A 517-nucleotide genomic window follows, 5' to 3' on the forward strand; every position below is an offset into this window, starting at 1 on the left:
CCGATGATTCACGGGACGGTGCTCGTCACCATCATCGCGACGGCGGTCGCCGCCCCGCTGGGCGTGGCCGCGGCGCTCTTCCTCAGCGAAATCGCCCCGCGGACCGTCCGCGAACTCGTCAAACCGGGTGTCGAGATTCTGGCGGGCATCCCATCCATCGTCTACGGTTTCATCGGCTTTACCATCCTCAGCCCGTGGGCGGCCGACCAGTTCGACATCGTCGGGCAGGGCACGTACCTGTTCGTCGGCATCGTCGTCGGCCTGATGGCGCTCCCGACGGTCGTCTCGGTCGCCGAAGACGCGCTCAACAGCGTCCCCGAGTCGATGAAAAGCGGGTCGCTCACTCTCGGCACGACCGACTGGCAGACGATGACCTCCATCACGTTGCCGGCGGCGTTCTCGGGCGTCTCGGCCGCGGTCCTCCTCGGCGTGGGCCGCGCCATCGGCGAGACGATGGCGGCCACCGTGATGCTCCGCGGCAGTCCGGGCCTCACGAAGCCGCTGTACAACGTCTTCT

General features: G+C 67.7%; 1 protein-coding gene. It reads left to right on the plus strand.

Translation table 11 applies throughout. From position 1 onward, the window contains the following. The coding region (locus DVK06_RS17195; protein ID WP_121601140.1) for a PstC family ABC transporter permease at nucleotides 1-517 on the plus strand (517 nt) is incomplete at both ends.

The organism is Halorubrum sp. Atlit-28R, from assembly GCF_003665955.1.
Lineage (GTDB): Archaea > Halobacteriota > Halobacteria > Halobacteriales > Haloferacaceae > Halorubrum > Halorubrum tropicale.